The following is a 500-nucleotide window of genomic DNA, read 5'->3' as shown; positions in this document are numbered from 1 at the left end:
TAACCCGCGAAGAAATCGCCGAAAAAGTCGGAATTCGGGTCAACGAAGTTACAGCCATCATGAATGAACTGGTGAAGTTCGGTGCGATTTTCTCCGAGCGCGAAAAGGTAGCCGGTATGCGAGGGCCGGGTCTTGTCCGCTACTACATGAACCGCCACGTTGCTGAAGTAGGTAGTCGTGCTACACAAGAAGAACTTTCTACAATACCAAAGCCGGGATTTAATCTTGAAGTTATAGAAGGAGGAAAATTATGAAAACTAACGAACGATTCCATATTGCATGCCAAAATACATTTATAATTTCTCATTCAAACGACTTAGAAACTATGAAAATTTGGAAAAATCTTAAGGAATTACATGATGAAAATTTAGATGAATTTTTTGAATTTTCTATAGTGCGAGATAATGAAGTGCTTCTAGAGACACTTCGCCTTCCGAGTGATCCTTCACTCTACGAATGGTTTGTCGGTCTTCCTAATGTGCCATTACCGACAAAAAAAG

The 500-nt window shown here is 40.4% G+C and carries 1 protein-coding gene and 1 pseudogene; both read left to right on the top strand.

Features of this window, described 5'->3' with window-relative positions:
- Nucleotides 1-254 (top strand): annotated as a pseudogene (locus KP705_RS17060) (hypothetical protein); the annotation flags it as partial.
- Nucleotides 251-500 (top strand): hypothetical protein (locus KP705_RS17055; protein WP_215765128.1); only part of this gene is annotated, 250 nt, incomplete at its 3' end. The pseudogene KP705_RS17060 and the gene KP705_RS17055, both read left to right, overlap by 4 nt.

It is taken from the genome of Gluconobacter sp. P1D12_c, assembly GCF_018812105.1.
In the GTDB taxonomy this organism is placed as follows: Bacteria; Pseudomonadota; Alphaproteobacteria; order Acetobacterales; family Acetobacteraceae; genus Gluconobacter; species Gluconobacter oxydans_A.
Note: the sequence above shows the minus strand (reverse complement) of the source record. Positions and strands in the feature narration are given on the sequence as shown.